Raw genomic sequence first — 17,935 nt, 5'->3', positions numbered from 1 at the left:
CCGGTTGGGAACCCTTCCCAGCTCCCGGGAACCGCGGTCAGCCCGTCGAGGCGAGGGTGAACGGCAGCACCGCGGGGGCGCCCGCGAGCCGCAGCGTGCGGGCCACGATCGCCGCGGTCCAGCCGGTGTCGGCGTAGTCGTCCATCAGCAGCACCGGGCCGTCCAGCTCGGCGATCCGCGACGCGAGCTCGTCGGGGATCTTGAACTGGCCGCGGAGCGTGCCGACGCGCTGCGCGCTGTTGCCTCGCCGCGGCGTGCTGTCCGGGTTGGTGGCGACCTCGCCGAGCAGCGGCAGCCTGCCGATGGTGGCGATGCGCTGCGCGAGGCTGCGCACCAGCAGCGGCCTGCTGTTCGAGCCGACGGAGACCACGCCGACCGGCCGCTGCTCCCACTTCCACGCGGCGAGCACCTGCACGCACGCCTGGAACAGGTCCTCCGGCAGCTCCTGGTCCGGTACGCCGTTGCCCAGCAGCTCGCGCAGCCGGTTTCCCCAGCCGATGTCGGTCAGCCTGCCGACGGCCCGGCCCTGCTCGGCGCGTTCGGCCGCGGGCAGCCGCCCCGACACGGGCACGCCCAGCGCGTCCATCCCGGTGGGCCACATCTTGCGCGGTTCCAGCTCCACGCCGGGCCGGTGCAGCCGTTCGGTCGCTCGCTGCACCACCTGCTCGTCGACCTCGGCGGAGTGGCGCTGCCCGGTGCAGTTGTCGCAGCGGCCGCACGGTTGCGCGTGCGGGTCGTCGAGCTGGCGGCGCAGGAACTCCATCCGGCAGTCCGGGGTGGCGAGGTAGTCCAGCATGGCCTGCTGCTCGGCGGCGCGTTCCGCGGCGATCCGCCCGTAGCGCTCCGCCTCGTAGGTCCACGGCTCGCCGGTCGCCTCCCAACCGCCCTTGACCCGGCGCACCGCGCCGTCCACGTCGAGGACCTTGAGCACCATCTCCAGCCGGGAGCGGCCCAGGTCGACGCGGGGCTCCAGCGCGGCCGTGGACAACGTGCCTGCTTCGGTGAGCCCGGCGAGGATGGCGCGCACCGTGGCCTCCGGTGGGAACGCCAGTGATGCGAAGTAGCGCCAGATCTCCTGGTCCTCCGGGCCGGGCAGCAGCAGCGCCTCCGCCCGCCGCACGCCGCGGCCGGCCCGCCCGATCTGCTGGTAGTAGGCGATCGGCGAGGACGGCGCCCCCAGGTGCACCACGAACCCCAGGTCGGGCTTGTCGAAGCCCATGCCCAGCGCCGAGGTGGCGACCAGCGCCTTCACCCGGTTCGCCAGCAGGTCCTCCTCGGCTCGCTGCCGTTCCTCCGGGTCGGTGCGGCCCGAGTAGGACGCCACCTCGAAACCCTGGTCGCGCAGGTAGCCGGCGACCTCCTCGGTCGCCGCGACGGTGAGCGTGTAAATGATCCCGGAACCGGTGAGCTCGCCGAGGTTGCTCGCCAGCCACGCCAGCCGCGCCTGCGCCGTCGGCAGCTCCACCACGCCGAGCCGCAGGCTCTCCCGGTCGAGGGTGCCGCGCAGCACCAGCGTCTCCTGCGGGTCGCTGAACTCGCCGCCGACGCCGAGCTGCTCGGACACGTCCTGCACGACGCGGTCGTTGGCGGTGGCGGTGGTGGCCAGCACCGGCACGCCCTCGGGGAGCTCGCCCAGCAGCGTTCGCAACCTGCGGTAGTCCGGGCGGAAGTCGTGGCCCCAGTCGGAGATGCAGTGCGCCTCGTCCACCACGAGCAGGCCCGCGCTGTGCGTCAGCTCGGGCAGCACGGTGTCCCGGAAATCCGGGTTGTTCAGCCGTTCGGGGCTCACCAGCAGCACGTCCACGTCGCCGACGGCGATCTGCTCCTCGATGGCCTGCCACGCCTGCGGGTTCGCCGAGTTGATGCTGGCGGCGCGAACCCCGGCGGCCTCGGCGGCTTCGACCTGGTTGCGCATCAGCGCCAGCAGCGGCGAGACGATCACCGTGGGGCCTTCGCCGAGTTCGCGCAGCAGCGCCGTGGCCAGGAAGTACACCGCCGACTTGCCCCAGCCGGTGCGCTGCACCACGAGCGCGCGGCGGCGGTGCAGCACGAGCGCTTCGATGGCGCGCCACTGGTCGTCGCGCAGCACGGCGTCCGGACCGGCCAGCGCGCGGAGCCGTTCGTCGGCGAGTTCCCGCAGGGCTTGTTCGTCCACGCCACGATTCCTACCGGACGACCCCGACGCGCCCGGCACCGCCCGCCGGTTCCTCACCAGCGGAACTCCGTTGCGCCGCCCCACTAGGCTGGGGTGCGTGACGACGAGCATCGATGCCTCCACCGACCAGCACGCGCAGGACTCCGGCGACGAGCTCCGCGAGCAGGTGCGCGCGGCGGCCCGCGCCGCCCGCGACGCCGCCGCGGAACTGGCCCTGCTGCCGCGCGGCGCCAAGGACTCCGCACTGCGCGCCATGGCCGACGCGCTGGTCGAACGGGCCCCGGAGATCTTGGCGGCGAACGAGCTCGACGTCGCGCGGGCCGAGGAGAACGGCACCGCCGCCGGGCTGATCGACCGGCTGCGCCTGACCGACGACCGCGTCGCGAGCATCGCCGACGGCCTGCGCACCGTCGCCGGGCTGCCCGACCCGACCGGTGAGGTGGTGCGCGGCAGCGTGCTCGCCAACGGGCTGCAGCTGCAGCAGGTCCGGGTTCCGCTGGGCGTCGTCGGCATCGTCTACGAGGGCAGGCCCAACGTGACCGTGGACGCGGCCGGGCTCACCGCGAAGTCCGGGAACGCGGTCCTGCTGCGCGGGTCGGCCTCCGCCGAGCGCTCGAACACCGCGCTCGTCGGGGTGCTGCGCGACGTCCTCGTCGAGCAGGGGTTGCCCGCGGACGCGATCCAGCTGCTGCCCAGCCACGACCGCGCCTCGGTGCGGCACCTGATCACCGCGCGCGGGCTGGTCGACGTGGTGATCCCGCGCGGCGGCGCCGGGCTGATCTCCACGGTCGTCGAGCAGTCCACCGTGCCCACCATCGAGACCGGCGTCGGCAACTGCCACGTCTACGTCGACGCGCGCGCCGACATCGACACCGCGCTGCGCATCCTGCTGAACTCCAAGGCCCGCCGTCCCAGCGTGTGCAACGCGGCCGAGACGCTGCTGGTGCACCGGGACATCGCCGACGAGTTCGTGCCCCGCGCCGTCGCCGAACTGCGCGCCGCGGGCGTCACCGTGCACGGCGACGAGGAGGTCGCCCGGCTCGGCGGCTCCGGCGTCGTCGCCGCCGAGGACTCCGACTGGGACACCGAGTACGGCTCGCTGGACATCGCCGCCGCCGTCGTCGACTCGTTGCAGGCCGCCACCGAGCACATCCGCGCGCACGGCTCCGGGCACACCGAGGCGATCGTGACCGACGACGTGCGCGCCGCCCGGTCCTTCACCGCCCGCGTCGACTCGGCGGCCGTCATGGTCAATGCCTCGACCGCGTTCACCGACGGCGCCGAGTTCGGGATGGGCGCCGAGATCGGCATCTCCACCCAGAAGCTGCACGCGCGCGGCCCGATGGGGCTGCCGGAGCTGACCTCCACCAAGTGGCTCGTGTACGGCGACGGGCACGTGCGGCCCGCGGGCTGAGTCCGCCGGTGACCGGTCCCCGGGGTGGGATCGGTCACCGTCACGACGTTCGTCGGGGCTGGTCGGGGCGTCGCTCGTTTAGGGTCTGCAGTCATGTCTCGTCGGCGCCGTATCGGGGTCATGGGTGGCACCTTCGACCCGATCCACCACGGCCACCTCGTAGCGGCCAGTGAAGTGCAGGCCCAGTTCGGCCTCGAACAAGTGATCTTCGTGCCGACCGGTCAGCCGTGGCAGAAGGGTCACGAGGCGGTCAGCCCTGCCGAGGACCGCTACCTGATGACGGTGGTCGCCACCGCCTCCAACCCGCGGTTCTCGGTGAGCCGGGTGGACGTGGACCGCAGCGGCCCCACCTACACCGCCGACACCCTCAGCGACCTGCGCGCGCTGTACCCGGACGCCGAGCTGTACTTCATCACCGGCGCCGACGCGCTGGAGCAGATCCTGTCCTGGCACCGGGTGGAGGAGCTGTTCGAGCTCGCCCACTTCATCGGCGTCACCCGTCCCGGCTACTCGCTCGACGACGCGCACCTGCCGCAGGGGTCGGTGTCGCTGGTGGAGATCCCGGCGATGGCGATCTCCTCCACGGGCTGCCGCCAACGCGTCCACGCCGGGCTGCCGGTCTGGTACCTCGTCCCCGACGGGATCGTCCAGTACATCACCAAGCGCGGCCTCTACCGGCCCGACGACGCCGGACCCGCGCCGGAGTGGGGGCCGTGAGCGTCCGGTACGACCTCGGTACGACTCAGACCGGGAGCCGTCCCCGGCGCGGTCAGAGCCCCTTCTCGAACAGGGTGACGCTGAACAGCCCGTCGGTGAGATCGCGGCGTCCCACCTCGCGGAAACCGAGGCCGCGGTAGAAGGCGCGGAGGACCTCGTTCGACTCGTCGCAGTCCAGCCGCAGGAACCGAGCCCGACTCGCCCGACCTCGATCACCGGCCCAGCGCAACAACGAAGAACCGAGCCCTGTCCCGCTCTCCGCCGACTCACCATGAGGCCGTGGACGTAGACGGCCGGCGTGGGGTCGTCGCCCCAGAAGGCCGGGTCGGCACGGAGGATCCGCAAGGCGGCGACGAGACCGAGATCGGCGTCTCGCAGGACGTACCACTCGTGTCGCGCGGTCTGGGCCGCGATGTCGTGCGGGCTCACTTCGCCGGGTTTCCACTGGTCGACGTCCTTCGCCTGGAGCCAGTCCTCGAGCTCTCGCCGAAGCCGGTGGAGACCGTGGACGTCCGCCGATATCGCCGGTTCGAGTGGCGGCGTCCGCTCCGGAGTCACGCAAGCCAACGTAGCGGTCCGGAGCCCTCGTGCGGCCGTAGTGGAACCACTTCGCCGCCGTCGAGACCGTGCCGGGCGCTCGGCCGGTGGGCTGTCGGCAGCGGTACGCGCTCGAGCACCGGACTCGGCGCGCCGCCCCGACTGCGCGGGGTGGCCGTCAGGTCAGGTCCAAGGCGAGCAGGACGTCGTCGACGTAGGTCCCGCCCAGGAGGAACTGCTCGCGCTCGACGCCCTCGACCCGGTAGCCGAGCCGCTCGTACAACCGCTGCGCCCGCGGATTGCCGCCGAGCACCCGCAGGGTGATGCGGCGCGCGCCCCGGGCGACCGCCTCCGCGCGAGCGGCCCCGAGGAGCTCGGTCCCGGCCCGGCGGCCCTGGTGCTCCGGAACCACGGACAGGCCGTAGATCTGCTGCACGTGCGCGGCGGCCGCGCCGAGCCCGGGCTGGGCGGTCGCCATCGGCACGAGCTTGATCAAGCCGATCGGTTCGTCCGCGGCGAGCGCCACGAGCACGTTCTCCGGGACGACCGGCGCGCGGAAGAACGGGGCGTCGGCGGCGGGTCGGGGGAACACGGACGATTCCGGGGTCCACGCGGCGCGCACGATCCGCGCCAGCGCCCGCTCGTCGTCCTGCCGTGCCGGACGTATCCGCATCTCGCCTCCTCGCACCGTTCCAGCATCCGATCGGTGGCAACCGGTTTTCCCGTTCCGCCGTCCGACCCCGGCGGGTCGCGGGAGGCGTGCACGCGCTGGCTATCCTGGGTCGCGTGGGCGGAACCGTGCCCGCCTGAGAGGAGAGACGTGGCAGCCACTGAGGAAGCCCGCAGGCTGGCCCTGGTCGCGGCGCAGGCCGCGGCCGACAAGAAGGCGAACGATCTCGTGCTGCTCGACGTCTCCGAGCAGCTGGTCATCACCGACTGCTTCGTGATCGCCTCGGCGGCGAACGAGCGCCAGGTCGATTCGATCGTGGAGAACGTCGAGGAGAAGATGCGCGCCGCGGGCACCAAGCCGGTGCGGCGCGAAGGCGCCCGCGAGGGGCGCTGGGTGCTGCTCGACTTCGTCGACGTCGTCGTGCACGTGCAGCACACCGAGGAACGCGCCGTCTACGAGCTGGAACGGCTGTGGAAGGACTGCCCGCGGATCGACTTCGTGGACAGCGCCGAGCAGCGGGACGGCGACGAGTGAGCTTGGCTCGCCTGGTGCTCTGGCGGCACGGCGAGACGGACTACAACGCCGCCGGCCGCATCCAGGGGCACCTGGACACCTCCCTGACCGACGCGGGCATCGCGCAGGCGCAGCGGGCCGCCCCGGTCGTCGCGGCCTTCGAACCGGAGGTCGCGGTCGGGTCGGACCTGCGTCGCGCGAGCGCCACCGCGGCCGCGTTCACCGAGCTCTCCGGGATGCCGGTGCGCCAGGACAAGCGGTTGCGGGAGACGCACCTGGGCGAGTGGCAGGGGCTCAGCGGCGCCGAGGTGGAGCACGGCTGGCCGGGCTCGATGGCCGTGTGGCGCTCGGACGCCACCTGGTCCCCGCCGGGCGGTGAGTCCCGCGTCGAGGTGGCGGAGCGGGCCTTCGAGGTCGTGTCGGAGCTGGACACCACCTACCAGGAGACCGCGCTGGTCTGCGCGCACGGCGGCCTCATCACCGGGCTCACCGCCCGGATGCTGGAGCTGCCGGTGGAGTTGTGGCCGAGCCTCGGCGGGATCTCCAACTGCCACTGGGTGGTGCTGACGCGCCGCACCGGGACCGACCGGTGGCGGCTGACCACGTACAACGGTGGTGTCCCCGCCTGAGCACCGCTCCTGGTTAGGGTTGCGCGCGTGTCCGTAGCCGTCGTCACCGATTCGACCGCGTACCTGCCCGCGGGTTTCGCGCAGCGGCACGCGCTCCGGGTGGTGCCGCTGCACGTGAGCGTGCAGGGCGCGGATTCCGTTCCGGAGCACGAGTTCGACTCGGGCCGGTTGACGGCCGCGTGGGACCGCAAGGAGCGCGTGACCACGTCCGGTGCGAGCGTCGGCGAGTTCGCCACCGCCTACCGGGAAGCGCTGGAGGGCGGCGCGGACGGTGTCGTGTCGGTGCACCTGTCCCGCCGGTTGTCGGGGACCTGGGACGCGGCGCGGCTGGCGGCGCGCGAGGTCGATCCGGAGCGGATCCGGGTGGTCGACTCGCGGTCCGCCGCGATGGGGCTGGGTTTCGCGGCGCTGGGCGCGGCGGACAGCGCCCGGGCCGGAGCCGGGCTGTCGGCGGTGGAGAGCCGGGCGGCCTTGATCGCGCAGCGGACCCGCACGTTGTTCTCCGTGCAGACCTTGGAGCACCTGCGCCGCGGTGGCCGGATCGGTGCCGCGGCGGCGGTGCTGGGCACGGCACTGGCCATCAAACCGCTGCTGCACGTCCACGAGGGCCGCGTGGAGCTGCTGGAGAAGGTGCGGACGACGGCTCGCGCGCACGCCCGGCTGCTCGACCTGGTGGCCCGGGGGGCGGAGTCGGGTTCGCTGTCGGTGGCGATCCACCACTTGGACGCCCCGGAGTGGGCGGAGCGGTTGGCCGAGCAGTTGCGGCGCCAGGCGTCGGTGGCGCTGGACTGCGTGGTCTCCGAGGTGGGGCCGGTGGTGGGGGCGCACATCGGTCCCGGTGCGCTCGGGGCCGTGGTGCTGCCCGGTGGCTGGCGGCTCGCGGGATGAATTTCCAGTAGGCGAATTCGGATTCGATTCCTTTCGGGGGAATTCTCCGTCGCCCGTTCGTGATGAATTGTGCTGAGTTGTCCACAGGTCGGCGATCCATCCACAGATGTCGAACTCGGGGCTGGTCGAAGTCGGCGTCCGTTCTTACCGTCGAATTCATGGCCGTCCCCACTCTCTTCCGCGGCATCCTCGACGATTCCGCCGCCCCCGACGACACCCCGCGCAGCCGCCTGCTGGCGTTGAAGCAGCAGGCGGAGCGCGACGGCGCGGGCACCGGGCGAGCGCTCCGGTTCCGCCCGTCCGACGACGAAATCACCGATCCACCCGATGTGGCGGGCGAACCGGAATCGCGCGCCGGACCCGATTCCACCGGTAGGCATTCCGCCCGTGAACCGTCCCGCGGGCAGTTCGCCGGAATCGGCAGGCACTTGCAGAGGTGGCTGCCCGATTCCGTGCTGCGCGCCAGAATCGACCCCGGACGCGCGGGGCGGATCGGGTTGCTGCTCGCGGCCGTGCTGGCGCTGCTCGCCGTCGCGGTCACGACCTGGCTGGATCGACCCGTCGCCGAGCCCGCGCCGACCCCGCCGCTCCCGCTGGCCGCGGCCCCCGCCGCGCCCGAGCCGCCCCCGCCCGAGCTGGTGATCAGCGTCGTCGGCGAGGTGACCCGCCCCGGTCTGGTCGCGGTGCCACCCGGATCCCGGGTCGCCGACGCGGTGCGCGCCGCCGGTGGCACCACCGGGCCGGAGGTCGACATCACCGCGCTCAACCTCGCCCGCCGGCTCACCGACGGGGAACAGCTCTACGTCGCCGTCCCGGTACCGCCCGGCGCGGACACCGGCCAGGCCGCGAGCCCACCCGGCTCCGGGGCGGCGGCCAAGACCGACCTGAACACCGCCACGGAGGAGCAGCTCGATGCACTACCAGGAGTCGGCGAGGTCACCGCGAAGCGGATCGTGCAGTGGCGCACCGAGCACGGCCGCTTCGGCTCCGTCGACGAACTCCAGGACGTCGACGGCATCGGCGCGGCCAAGCTGGCCAAGCTGCGCGACCTGGTCCAGGTGTGAAGGTCACGTCGTACCCGCGGACCGGTGTGCTCGACCTGCGGCTGGTGCCCGCGGCCGTGGTGACCTGGGCCGTGACGCTGGCCGGGCTGCTCGGCGGGTGGGGAGTGGCGGCAGCGCTGGCGATCGCCGCGGTCGTGCTGCTGCCGCTGGTGCGGGCTCGGCGGATCCGGCGCTGGCGCAACGGGTTGCTGGCGGTTCTGGTCCTGGCCGGGATCACCGCGACCGGCGTGGGCGTCCGCGCCCACTCGACCGCCGTGCACCCGCTGCACCTCGCCGCGCAGCAGGGCGACCGGGTCGAGGTTCGGGCATCGCTCACCTCGCGGCCGAAGCCGCTGCGGGGAGCGTCCTACGGCGCCCGGCGCGCCCAGGACCGCTCGGTGGTGCAGGTGCGGCTGCGCTCGGTCCACGTCGACGGCAGGCGGACCGCGGTCGGCGGCCGAGCGCTGCTGCTGGTTCCGACGGAACCGTGGCGCTCGCTGATCGCGGGCCAGGAGGTGACGGCCACCGGCCGGGCCGTGCCGCCGCGCGGAGGGGAACTGCTCACCGCCGCCGTCCAGATCGGGCGGGCACCGGAGCAGGTGGGCCCACCACCCGGCTGGCAGCGCATCGCGGAGGACCTGCGGGAAGGGCTGCGCTCGACCTCCCGGACCGTGCTGGGGCCGGAAGCGGCGGGCCTGCTGCCGGGCCTGGTCGTCGGCGACACCGGACTGCTGCCACCGGAGGTGGTGGAGCAGTTCGAGACCTCCGGGCTGACGCACCTGATGGCGGTGTCCGGGGCGAACCTGGCCATCGTGTGCGGGGCGGTGCTGCTGGTGCTGCGCCTGGTCGGCGCGGGGCCGGTGCCGTGCGCGTTGGGCGCGGGGGCGGCGATGGCGGGGTTCGTGGTGCTCGCGGGACCGGAACCGAGCGTGCTGCGAGCCGCGGTGATGGGCGCCATCACGCTGTTCGCCCTGGCGCTGGGCCGGGAACGCTCGGCGCTGCCGACGCTGGCGGGCAGCGTCATCGGCCTGCTGCTGCTCGCACCGGGTCTGGCGACCACGGCGGGGTTCGCGCTGTCGGTGGCCGCGACGGCCGGGCTGGTGCTGCTGGCACCCGGCTGGTCGGCGGCGCTGCACGCCAGGGGAGTACCGGTCGGGCTCGCCGAGGCGCTCGCGGTACCGGCGGCGGCGCACCTGGTCACGGCACCGCTGGTGGCGGCGATCTCCGGGCAGGTCAGCCTGGTCGCGGTGCTGGCGAACCTGCTGGCGGGGCCGCTCGTGGCACCCGCGACGGTGCTCGGCGTCGCGGCGACGGTGGTGGTCCCGTGGTGCGCGCCGCTGGCCGGTGCGCTGGTGTGGCTGGCCGGGCCCGAACTGGAATGGGTGCTCGCGGTCGCCCGGCATTCGGCGGCCGTGCCGGGAGCCGCCGTCGACTGGCCGTCCGGAGTGGTGGGCGGGACCTCGCTGGCGGTGCTCGCGCTGGTGCTGCTGATCGTGCTGCGCGGGCGCATCGCTCGGCTGGTCCTGACCAGCCTGGTGCTGGTCGTCGTGGTGGTGGTGATCCCGGTCCGCCACCAGGTGTTCCCGTGGCCGGTGCCGGGGTGGTCGCTGGTCGCCTGCGACGTGGGACAGGGAGACGGGCTGGTGCTGGCCACCGGCCGGGACCGGGAAGCGGTCGTGGTCGACACCGGCCCGGACCCGGCACCGATGGCCGAATGCCTGCGCCGGTTGCGGATCCGCAGCGTCCCGCTGGTACTGCTGACCCACCTGCACGCCGACCACGTCGGTGGCATCTCGGCGGTGCTGTCCGGGCGGCAGGTCGGCGCGGTCGCCGTCGGACCGCTGGGCGAACCGGCCTGGGCGGCTCGCGAGGTGCGGGCGACCGCGCGCGCCCACCGCACACCCGTCGTCCCGCTGCGGGCGGGCCAGCGGTTGCGGTGGCCGGGATTGGTGCTCGACGTGCTCGGTCCCCGAGGAGCGCTCGCGCGCAGCGACTCGGCGGAGGACGCCAACGACGCCTCGCTGGTGGTCAAGGCGACCACTCCGGCGGGGCGGGTGCTGCTGACCGGGGACGTCGCGCTGCCAGGTCAGGCAGCGCTGCTGGCCTCAGGTGCGGACCTGCGGGCGGAGGTGCTCAAGGTGCCCCACCACGGGTCGCGGTTCACGACGCCGAGATTGCTCGCGCGAGTGCGCCCGCAACTGGCGGTGATCAGCGTCGGAGCCGGGAACGACTACGGTCATCCCAGCCCGCTGATCCTCGGCGAGCTGCAACGGATGGGCGCCCGGATCCACCGCACCGATCAGGCCGGCGACATCGCGGTCGTGCCGGAAGGCCAAGGGCGCGCCGCCGTGGAGCGGGGCGATCCGCTGCGGCCGGACGAGAGGTGACGGGGAAGTCGAGCCGTGGGCCGCGGCGCACCGCGGCCCACGGCCACCGATCACAGGCCGAGGGCCTCGTTCACGGCATCGGTGTTCGGGGCGACCGTCGCCTTCGGACCGACCTGGTCCTGTACGGCGTCCAGCGTCTTGAGGCCGTCGCCGGTGATGAGCAGCACCGTCTCCTGGTCCGGGTCGATCTGACCGGCCTCGATGAGCTTCTTCGCGGTCGCCACGGTGACGCCACCGGCGGTCTCGGCGAAGATCCCCTCGGTGCGGGCCAGCAGCCGGATGCCCGCGACGACCTCTTCATCGGTGACGTCCTCGATGGCCCCGCCGGTGCGCCGGACCACGTCCAGCACGTACGGGCCGTCCGCGGGGGCGCCGATGGCCAGCGAACGCGCGATGGTGTCCGGCCGCACCGGCTGCACCACGTCGTGGTTCTGCTTGAACGCGCTGGCGACCGGCGAGCAGCCGTGGGCCTGCGCGCCGAAGATCCGGTACGGGCTCTGCTCGACCAGGCCGGTCTGCCCGAGCTCGCGGAAGCCCTTGTCCACCTTGGTCAGCTGCGAGCCGGAGGCGATGGGCACCACGATCTGCTCCGGCAGCCGCCAGCCGAGCTGTTCGGCGACCTCGAACCCGAGGGTCTTGGAACCCTCCGAGTAGTACGGCCGCACGTTGACGTTGACGAACGCCCAGTCCTCGTGCTCGGCGGCGAGCTCGGTCGCCAGCCGGTTCACGTCGTCGTAGTTGCCGTCCACCGCGAGCAGCGAGCCGTCGTAGACCGCGCTCATCAGGATCTTGGCCCGCTCCAGGTTGGACGGGACGAGGACCACCGAGTCCCAGCCGGCACGGGCGGCGGCAGCGGCGACGGCGTTGGCGAGGTTGCCGGTGGACGGGCAGGCCAGCACCTTGAACCCGAACTCGCGGGCGGCGGCCAGCGCGACGGCGACCACGCGGTCTTTGAAGGAGTGCGTCGGGTTGCCGGTGTCGTCCTTGATCCAGATCCGCTTGACGCCGAGCGCCTTCGCGAGGTTGTCCGCGCGCACCAGCCTGGTACAGCCGGGCTCGGTGTTCGGGTGCTCCTCGACGTTCGTCGGCACCGGCAGCAGCTTCTTGTAGCGCCAGATGGAGCGGGGGCCGGCCTCGATGTCCTCGCGGCGGACGCGCCCGAAGTCGTAGGCGACCTCCAGCGGCGAGAAGTCCTCCAGGGACACGAACTCGGGAGCCAGGGGCTGGCGGTGGCCCTCTTCCTTCGACACCAGCTCGACGGCCGGACCGAGGTCGTAGGTCTTGCCGGTGGAGTTCGGGGCATGGGCGGCAGCGGTCATCGCGAGGTCCTTTCCTCATCTGTCCCGCGGGCGGGTCGGAGTTGGCACCAATTTCTTCGACTACCTCGCGAATGCCGCGAAAGGTCGAGATGGTTGCCGGGGCTTCATCGGGCCGTTCCCTCTGCCCCTCTGGATGAGCTATTCGGTTGTGGCTGCAACGTTACGGGAGCCCGCCACGTCCTGGCCAGCACGGGGTCGGCGCACGGGAACGGCGGTGGTGTCGCAGGGTCGTGGGACGATGCCCCCATGAGTTCGCCGTCGGTGGTCTGCGATCCGCTGCACCTGATCCTCGGAGACGAGGAACTGCTGGTGGAGCGCGCTCTGTGGGAGGCGGTCGGCGCTGCCCGCGCCGCCGACCCGGAAACGGAGCTGCGCAGGATCAAGGTGAGTGAACTCACCCCGCCGGAGCTCGACGAGCTGCTGAGCCCCTCGCTGTTCGCCGAAGGGCGCGTGGTGGCGCTCGAAGCGGCCCAGGACGCGGGCAAGGAGATCGCCGAGGCGATCCTGTCGCACGCGCGGCAACCCGCGGACGGCGTGGTGCTGGTGATCGTGCACAGCGGCGGCGGTCGCGGGAAGAACGCCAAGGAGCTGCCGAGCGCGTTGCGCAAGCTCAACGCCCGCGTCACCGAGTGCAACAAGATCACGAAGGGGCCGCAGCGGGAGGCGTTCGTCAAGGACGAGGTGCGGCGCGCGGGTGGCCGCATCGACGCCGCGGGTGTCGGCGCGCTGATCGAGACGGTCGGCTTCGACCTGCGCGAGTTGTCCTCCGCGGCCTCGCAGCTGGTGGCCGATACCGGCGGCAAGATCGACGAGTCGGAGGTGCGCCGCTACCACCGCGGCCGTGCCGAGGTGACCGGTTTCGTGGTGGCCGAGAAGGCCGTCACCGGTGATCTGGCCGGCGCGCTGGAGGCGCTGCGCTGGGCGTTGCAGCTCGGCGTGGCGCACGTGCTGATCGCGGACGCGCTGGCCGACTCGGTGCGCACCATCGGCCGGGTCGCCGCCTACGGCCGGGGGGACCCGTTCCGCCTCGCCGGAGACCTGGGCATGCCCGCGTGGAAGGTGAAGAAGGCGCAGGCGCAGGCCAGGGGCTGGAGCAGCGCCACCGTGGCCGAGGCGCTGCGCGCGGTCGCCGTGCTCAACGCGGACGTCAAGGGGATGGCCGCCGACGCGGACCACGCGCTGGAGCGCACGGTGCTGCGGCTGGTCGAGCTGCACTCCTCCCGGAACTGACCCGGCACACGCCACCAGGGCGACGATCGCCGCCGGTGCCCGGTGCCCGGTGCCCGGTGCCCGCTGCCCGGTGCCCGGTGCCGAGCGCCCGGAGCCGCCCGAGAGCCCGATCTCAGCGCGAACCCGCCAGGCGCTTCGGCCCCGAACGCGAAACGGGGCCCGTTCCCGTGGGAACGGACCCCGTCTCGGGCCGGTGCGCGTGCCGGACGAAGGTCCGGCCGCGCTCGGGCTCAGAGCTTGTTGACGGCCTGCGCCAGCGCCGACTTCTTGTTCGCGGCCTGGTTGGCGTGGATGACACCCTTGCCGGCGGCCTTGTCCAGGGTGCGCGAGGCGGCGCGCTGCAGCTCCAGGGCCTTGTCCTTGTCGCCGGCGGCAACGGCCTCGCGGAACTTGCGGATGGCGGTCTTGACCGAGGACTTCACCGACTTGTTGCGCAGGCGGTTGCGCTCGTTGGTCTTGATCCGCTTCATCTGAGACTTGATGTTGGCCACTGGGGCGCCTCTTTCCTCGTTCGGATTCAGTCGTGCCGCGCTGAATCGGCGCTGCCGCACCGGGGCCGAGGGCCCACGGCGTGCGCAGCTTTCCTCCCTGGCGGAATGCCGCACGGCACGGTCGACGATCCTAGCAACGGCGCTCGCGACGACCCGCGTCGGCACCGGGTGCGAGGACGCTCACAAGCCGGGACTCGATCGGTGGTGGGCGGCATAGGCTCGCGCCCCGTGTTCACCGCATTGGGCTGGCCCGGCTTCGCCGACCTGACGCTGGCCGGCCTCGTCTTCCTGTGCTGCGCGGCGTTCCTGGCCGGCGCGGTGGACGCCATCGTCGGAGGCGGCGGCCTGATCCAGCTGCCCGCGATGCTGCTGCTGGTGCCAGGCGGCAACATCATCTACTCGCTCGGGACGAACAAGCTCGCCGCGGTCGCGGGCACCACGGCGGCCGCGTGGACCTACGCGAAGCGGACCCCGGTGCCGTGGCGCAGCGCGTTGCCGATGGCGGCCGTCGCCTTCCTCGGGGCCCTGGGTGGCGCCGTGTTCGCCGCGTCGCTGCCGCAGACGGTGCTGACCGTGGTGGTGCTGGTGGCCCTGGTCGGGGTCGGCATCTACACGTGGCGCAAACCAGACCTGGGATCGGTCGCGGCGCCGCGCTTCGGGCCCGTCCAGCAGACCTGGGTGATGGTCGCGGGCGGCCTGGTGATCGGTTTCTACGACGGCATCGCGGGCCCGGGCACCGGCTCGTTCCTGGTCTTCCTGCTCGTGGGCCTGGTCGGCTTCGCGTTCGTGGGGGCCTCGGCCACCGCGAAGATCGTCAACGTGGCCACCAACCTCGGGGCGCTGCTGTTCTTCATCGCCGCGGGCAAGATCCTGTGGGGGTTGGCGCTGGTGATGGCGGTGAGCAACGCGAGCGGCAGCGTGCTGGGTGCCGCGCTGGCATCCAGCCGCGGGTCGGTGTTCGTGCGGAAGGTCTTCCTCACCGTCGTCGTGGCGCTGGTGGCCAGCCTCGGCTGGAAGCTCGCATCCGGGCTGTGAGCCCGTTCCGGGGCGATCAGTCAAGACTCCACGTCAGGCGTGATGTGAGATCGAGAACACCGGCGGGTCGCGGGAATGATCCCGCCCGGGGTGTGGTTGTATGAGTCGGCCGATTTTTGTGTTCGTGTTCGACACGCTCGCGAAAGTTGCGGGCGCGACTCTGTCCTGAGCGCAAGCTGGAGAGTTCGCCGTCTGGACTAGGCCCCGGTGCTCGCGCGGTGCGAGCACCGGTTACTCATCAGCTGTGAGGAGACAGAGATGGCACAGGGCACTGTGAAGTGGTTCAACTCCGAGAAGGGCTTCGGCTTCATCTCCCCCGACGGTGGCGGCCCGGACGTCTTCGTCCACTACTCGGCCATCGAGGGCAACGGCTTCCGCACCCTCGAGGAGAACCAGACCGTGACCTTCGAGATCACCCAGGGCCAGAAGGGCCCGCAGGCCAGCGGCGTTCGCGCGGTCTGAGTGCGGTGATCCGCTTCGGCGGGCCCTCCACCTTCGAGGTGGGGGGCCCGCCGTTTTTTCGGCCCTGGGCGGGGTGGCGCGGTACAACGGGAGCCATGGACGTCGTCAACAGCCGCACGATCTTGCACCCGCGCGACCCGGAGGGCTCGCTGCGCTTCTACCGGGACGTGCTCGGGCTGGCGATCTCCCGCGAGTTCCCGGGTGGCACGGTGTTCTTCCTCGGGCAGGGGTTCCTGGAGATCTCCGGTCGCGGCGAGCACGGCCCCAGCCCCGACCAGGTGCTGTGGATGCAGGTGCGGGACCTGCGCGCCGAGTTCGACCGGCTCGCCGAGCTGGGAGTCACCGTGGAGGCCGAACCGGCCCGGCAGCCGTGGGGTCTGGACGAGGCGTGGATCGTCGACCCGGACGGCACGCGGATCGTGCTCGTCGAGGTGCCGGCGGACCATCCGATCCGCGCCGACCAGCGGCCGCGCTGAGCCACCCCCGGAGTTGGGCACCGGCGGCCGGTCGCCGCGTGGGACGATGTGGGTTGCACGCGCGCCCCGCGAGGACCCCGAGATCCCAAGGAACACCGAGTGAGCAGCTTCGCCGACACCACCTTCACGGACCCGGAGCGCATCCGGAACTTCTGCATCATCGCGCACATCGACCACGGCAAGTCGACGCTGGCCGACCGGATGTTGCAGCTCACCGGGGTGTTGGGCGAGCGGGCGTACCGGGCGCAGTACCTCGACCGGATGGACATCGAGCGGGAACGCGGCATCACGATCAAGGCGCAGAACGTGCGGCTGCCCTGGGCCGTGGACGGCGTCGACCACGTGCTGCACATGATCGACACCCCGGGGCACGTCGACTTCACCTACGAGGTCAGCCGCTCGCTGGCCGCCTGCGAAGGCGCGATCCTGCTGGTCGACGCCGCGCAGGGCATCGAGGCGCAGACCTTGGCGAACCTGTACCTGGCGATGGAGCACGACCTCCAGATCATCCCGGTGCTGAACAAGATCGACCTGCCCGCGGCGGAGCCGGACAAGTACGCGGCCGAGCTGGCGCACATCATCGGCTGCGAGCCCACCGACGTGCTGCGGGTGTCGGCGAAGACCGGTGAGGGCGTCGGCGAGGTCCTCGACGAGGTGGTCCGCCAGATCCCCGCCCCGCAGGGCGTGCACGACTCACCGCCTCGCGCGATGATCTTCGACTCGGTGTACGACACCTACCGCGGCGTGGTGACCTACATCCGCGTCGTCGACGGCAAGATCACGCCGCGGCAGCGGATCCGGATGATGTCGACCGACGCGACGCACGAGCTGCTCGAAGTCGGCATCATCTCGCCGGACCCGAAGCCCTCCGCCGGGCTCGGCGTCGGCGAGGTCGGCTACCTGATCACCGGGGTGAAGGACGTCCGCCAGTCCAAGGTCGGCGACACGGTGACCGCGGAGCGCAAGGGCGCGACCGAGGCGCTCGGTGGCTACCGCGAACCGAAGCCGATGGTCTACTCCGGGCTGTACCCGGTGGACGGCTCGGACTACCCGATCCTGCGCGAGGCGCTGGACAAGCTGCAGCTCAACGACGCCGCGCTGACCTACGAGCCGGAGACCTCGGGCGCGCTGGGCTTCGGCTTCCGCTGCGGTTTCCTCGGCCTGCTGCACCTGGAGATCACCCGGGACCGGCTGGAGCGCGAGTTCGGCCTGAACCTGATCTCGACGGCGCCCAACGTCGTCTACCAGGTGAAGCTCGAAGAGGGCGAGGACATCGAGGTCACGAACCCGTCCGACTGGCCGGAAGCCAAGATCGGCGAGATCCACGAGCCGATCGCGAAGTGCACCGTGATCGCCCCGTCCGAGTTCGTCGGCACCATCATGGAGCTGTGCCAGAGCAGGCGCGGCCGCCTCGAAGGCATGGACTATCTCTCGGAGAGCCGGGTCGAGCTGCGCTACACGCTGCCGCTCGCCGAGATCGTCTTCGACTTCTTCGACCACCTCAAGTCCCGCACGCGCGGCTACGCGTCGATGGACTACGAGGAGGCGGGCACGCAGAGCTCGCAGCTGGTCAAGGTGGACATCCTGCTGCAGGGCGAACCGGTGGACGCGTTCAGCGCCATCGTGCACAAGGATTCCGCCTACTCCTACGGCACCAAGATGACCTCGAAGCTGCGCGAGCTCATCCCGCGTCAGCAGTTCGAGGTGCCGATCCAGGCCGCGATCGGTTCGCGGGTGATCGCCCGCGAGACGATCCGCGCCATCCGCAAGGACGTGCTCGCCAAGTGCTACGGCGGTGACATCAGCCGGAAGCGCAAGCTGCTGGAGAAGCAGAAGGAGGGCAAGAAGCGGATGAAGACCATCGGGCGGGTCGAGGTCCCGCAGGAGGCCTTCGTCGCGGCGCTGTCCACCGACGAGTCGGCCGGGAAGGACGACAAGTCCAAGTCCAAGAAGTGACGCGTCCGCGGTG

The 17,935-nt window shown here is 72.1% G+C and carries 17 protein-coding genes and 1 riboswitch; of the genes, 12 read left to right on the top strand and 5 right to left on the bottom strand.

What is annotated here, in order from left to right; genetic code table 11:
• Positions 1–37: 37 nt before the first annotated feature.
• The gene (locus tag H1226_RS22170; RefSeq protein WP_258342349.1) at positions 38–2,155 is read right to left on the bottom strand and encodes a RecQ family ATP-dependent DNA helicase; all 2,118 of its coding nucleotides are present in this window, start codon (positions 2,153–2,155) and stop codon (positions 38–40) included.
• Positions 2,156–2,252: 97 nt separating this feature from the next.
• Between H1226_RS22170 and H1226_RS22165 the strand changes: the two genes are divergently transcribed.
• Both H1226_RS22165 and nadD read left to right on the top strand, forming a co-directional pair.
• Positions 2,253–3,569, top strand: coding sequence for a glutamate-5-semialdehyde dehydrogenase (locus H1226_RS22165; RefSeq protein ID WP_373689976.1), 1,317 nt, complete (start codon positions 2,253–2,255; stop codon positions 3,567–3,569).
• Positions 3,570–3,662: 93 nt separating this feature from the next.
• A complete protein-coding gene (gene nadD, locus H1226_RS22160; protein ID WP_224961940.1) occupies positions 3,663–4,286 on the top strand; it encodes a nicotinate-nucleotide adenylyltransferase in 624 nt (207 codons plus the stop codon).
• 52 nt (positions 4,287–4,338) lie between these two features.
• On the opposite strand, the gene H1226_RS28385 is transcribed toward nadD, so the two are convergent.
• Both H1226_RS28385 and H1226_RS22150 read right to left on the bottom strand, forming a co-directional pair.
• A complete protein-coding gene (locus tag H1226_RS28385) occupies positions 4,339–4,674 on the bottom strand; it encodes a GNAT family N-acetyltransferase (RefSeq protein WP_373690087.1) in 336 nt (111 codons plus the stop codon).
• A gap of 327 nt (positions 4,675–5,001) precedes the next feature.
• Positions 5,002–5,496, bottom strand: a complete 495-nt coding sequence (locus H1226_RS22150) for a GNAT family N-acetyltransferase (protein WP_224961944.1) — start codon at positions 5,494–5,496, stop codon at positions 5,002–5,004.
• A gap of 147 nt (positions 5,497–5,643) precedes the next feature.
• Here H1226_RS22150 and rsfS point away from each other — a divergent pair, with 147 nt between their 5' ends.
• From rsfS to H1226_RS22125, 5 genes are all read left to right on the top strand, one after another.
• Positions 5,644–6,027, top strand: a complete 384-nt coding sequence (gene rsfS, locus H1226_RS22145; RefSeq protein ID WP_224977844.1) for a ribosome silencing factor — start codon at positions 5,644–5,646, stop codon at positions 6,025–6,027.
• Positions 6,024–6,635: a histidine phosphatase family protein gene (locus H1226_RS22140; protein ID WP_224961949.1), complete on the top strand. Its 612-nt coding sequence runs from the start codon at positions 6,024–6,026 to the stop codon at positions 6,633–6,635. Before rsfS ends, H1226_RS22140 begins: the two co-directional genes overlap by 4 nt.
• Positions 6,636–6,662: 27 nt before the next feature.
• The gene (locus H1226_RS22135; protein WP_225044723.1) at positions 6,663–7,523 is read left to right on the top strand and encodes a DegV family protein; all 861 of its coding nucleotides are present in this window, start codon (positions 6,663–6,665) and stop codon (positions 7,521–7,523) included.
• Positions 7,524–7,681: 158 nt separating this feature from the next.
• Positions 7,682–8,587, top strand: coding sequence for a ComEA family DNA-binding protein (locus tag H1226_RS22130; protein ID WP_258342347.1), 906 nt, complete (start codon positions 7,682–7,684; stop codon positions 8,585–8,587).
• Positions 8,584–10,953 carry a ComEC/Rec2 family competence protein gene (locus H1226_RS22125; protein WP_258342346.1) on the top strand — a complete coding sequence of 790 codons (2,370 nt, stop codon included), beginning with the start codon at positions 8,584–8,586 and terminating at the stop codon, positions 10,951–10,953. Before H1226_RS22130 ends, H1226_RS22125 begins: the two co-directional genes overlap by 4 nt.
• 50 nt (positions 10,954–11,003) lie before the next feature.
• Here the strand turns inward: H1226_RS22125 and thrC are convergent, their stop codons facing one another.
• Positions 11,004–12,272 (bottom strand): threonine synthase, encoded by a 1,269-nt coding sequence (gene thrC, locus H1226_RS22120; RefSeq protein ID WP_224978268.1) that lies wholly within the window; start codon positions 12,270–12,272, stop codon positions 11,004–11,006.
• Between the two features lie 12 nt (positions 12,273–12,284).
• Positions 12,285–12,412: riboswitch (SAM riboswitch) on the bottom strand.
• A gap of 106 nt (positions 12,413–12,518) precedes the next feature.
• Here thrC and holA point away from each other — a divergent pair.
• On the top strand, positions 12,519–13,502 hold the full coding sequence (gene holA, locus H1226_RS22115; RefSeq protein ID WP_258342345.1) for a DNA polymerase III subunit delta: 984 nt from the start codon (positions 12,519–12,521) through the stop codon (positions 13,500–13,502).
• Between the two features lie 230 nt (positions 13,503–13,732).
• On the opposite strand, the gene rpsT is transcribed toward holA, so the two are convergent.
• Positions 13,733–13,993, bottom strand: a complete 261-nt coding sequence (gene rpsT, locus H1226_RS22110; protein ID WP_224960363.1) for a 30S ribosomal protein S20 — start codon at positions 13,991–13,993, stop codon at positions 13,733–13,735.
• Positions 13,994–14,221: 228 nt separating this feature from the next.
• Between rpsT and H1226_RS22105 the strand changes: the two genes are divergently transcribed.
• From H1226_RS22105 to lepA, 4 genes are all read left to right on the top strand, one after another.
• Positions 14,222–15,028, top strand: a complete 807-nt coding sequence (locus tag H1226_RS22105; RefSeq protein ID WP_224960362.1) for a TSUP family transporter — start codon at positions 14,222–14,224, stop codon at positions 15,026–15,028.
• Positions 15,029–15,286: 258 nt separating this feature from the next.
• The gene (locus H1226_RS22100) at positions 15,287–15,490 is read left to right on the top strand and encodes a cold-shock protein (RefSeq protein ID WP_224960361.1); all 204 of its coding nucleotides are present in this window, start codon (positions 15,287–15,289) and stop codon (positions 15,488–15,490) included.
• 95 nt (positions 15,491–15,585) lie between these two features.
• The gene (locus H1226_RS22095) at positions 15,586–15,966 is read left to right on the top strand and encodes a VOC family protein (protein ID WP_224960360.1); all 381 of its coding nucleotides are present in this window, start codon (positions 15,586–15,588) and stop codon (positions 15,964–15,966) included.
• A 99-nt stretch (positions 15,967–16,065) separates the two neighbouring features.
• Positions 16,066–17,922, top strand: coding sequence for a translation elongation factor 4 (gene lepA / locus H1226_RS22090; RefSeq protein WP_224960359.1), 1,857 nt, complete (start codon positions 16,066–16,068; stop codon positions 17,920–17,922).
• Positions 17,923–17,935: the final 13 nt, after the last annotated feature.

The organism is Saccharopolyspora gregorii (assembly GCF_024734405.1).
GTDB classification, from domain to species: Bacteria; Actinomycetota; Actinomycetes; order Mycobacteriales; family Pseudonocardiaceae; genus Saccharopolyspora_C; species Saccharopolyspora_C gregorii.
This window is presented reverse-complemented; position numbering and strand designations above follow the sequence as displayed.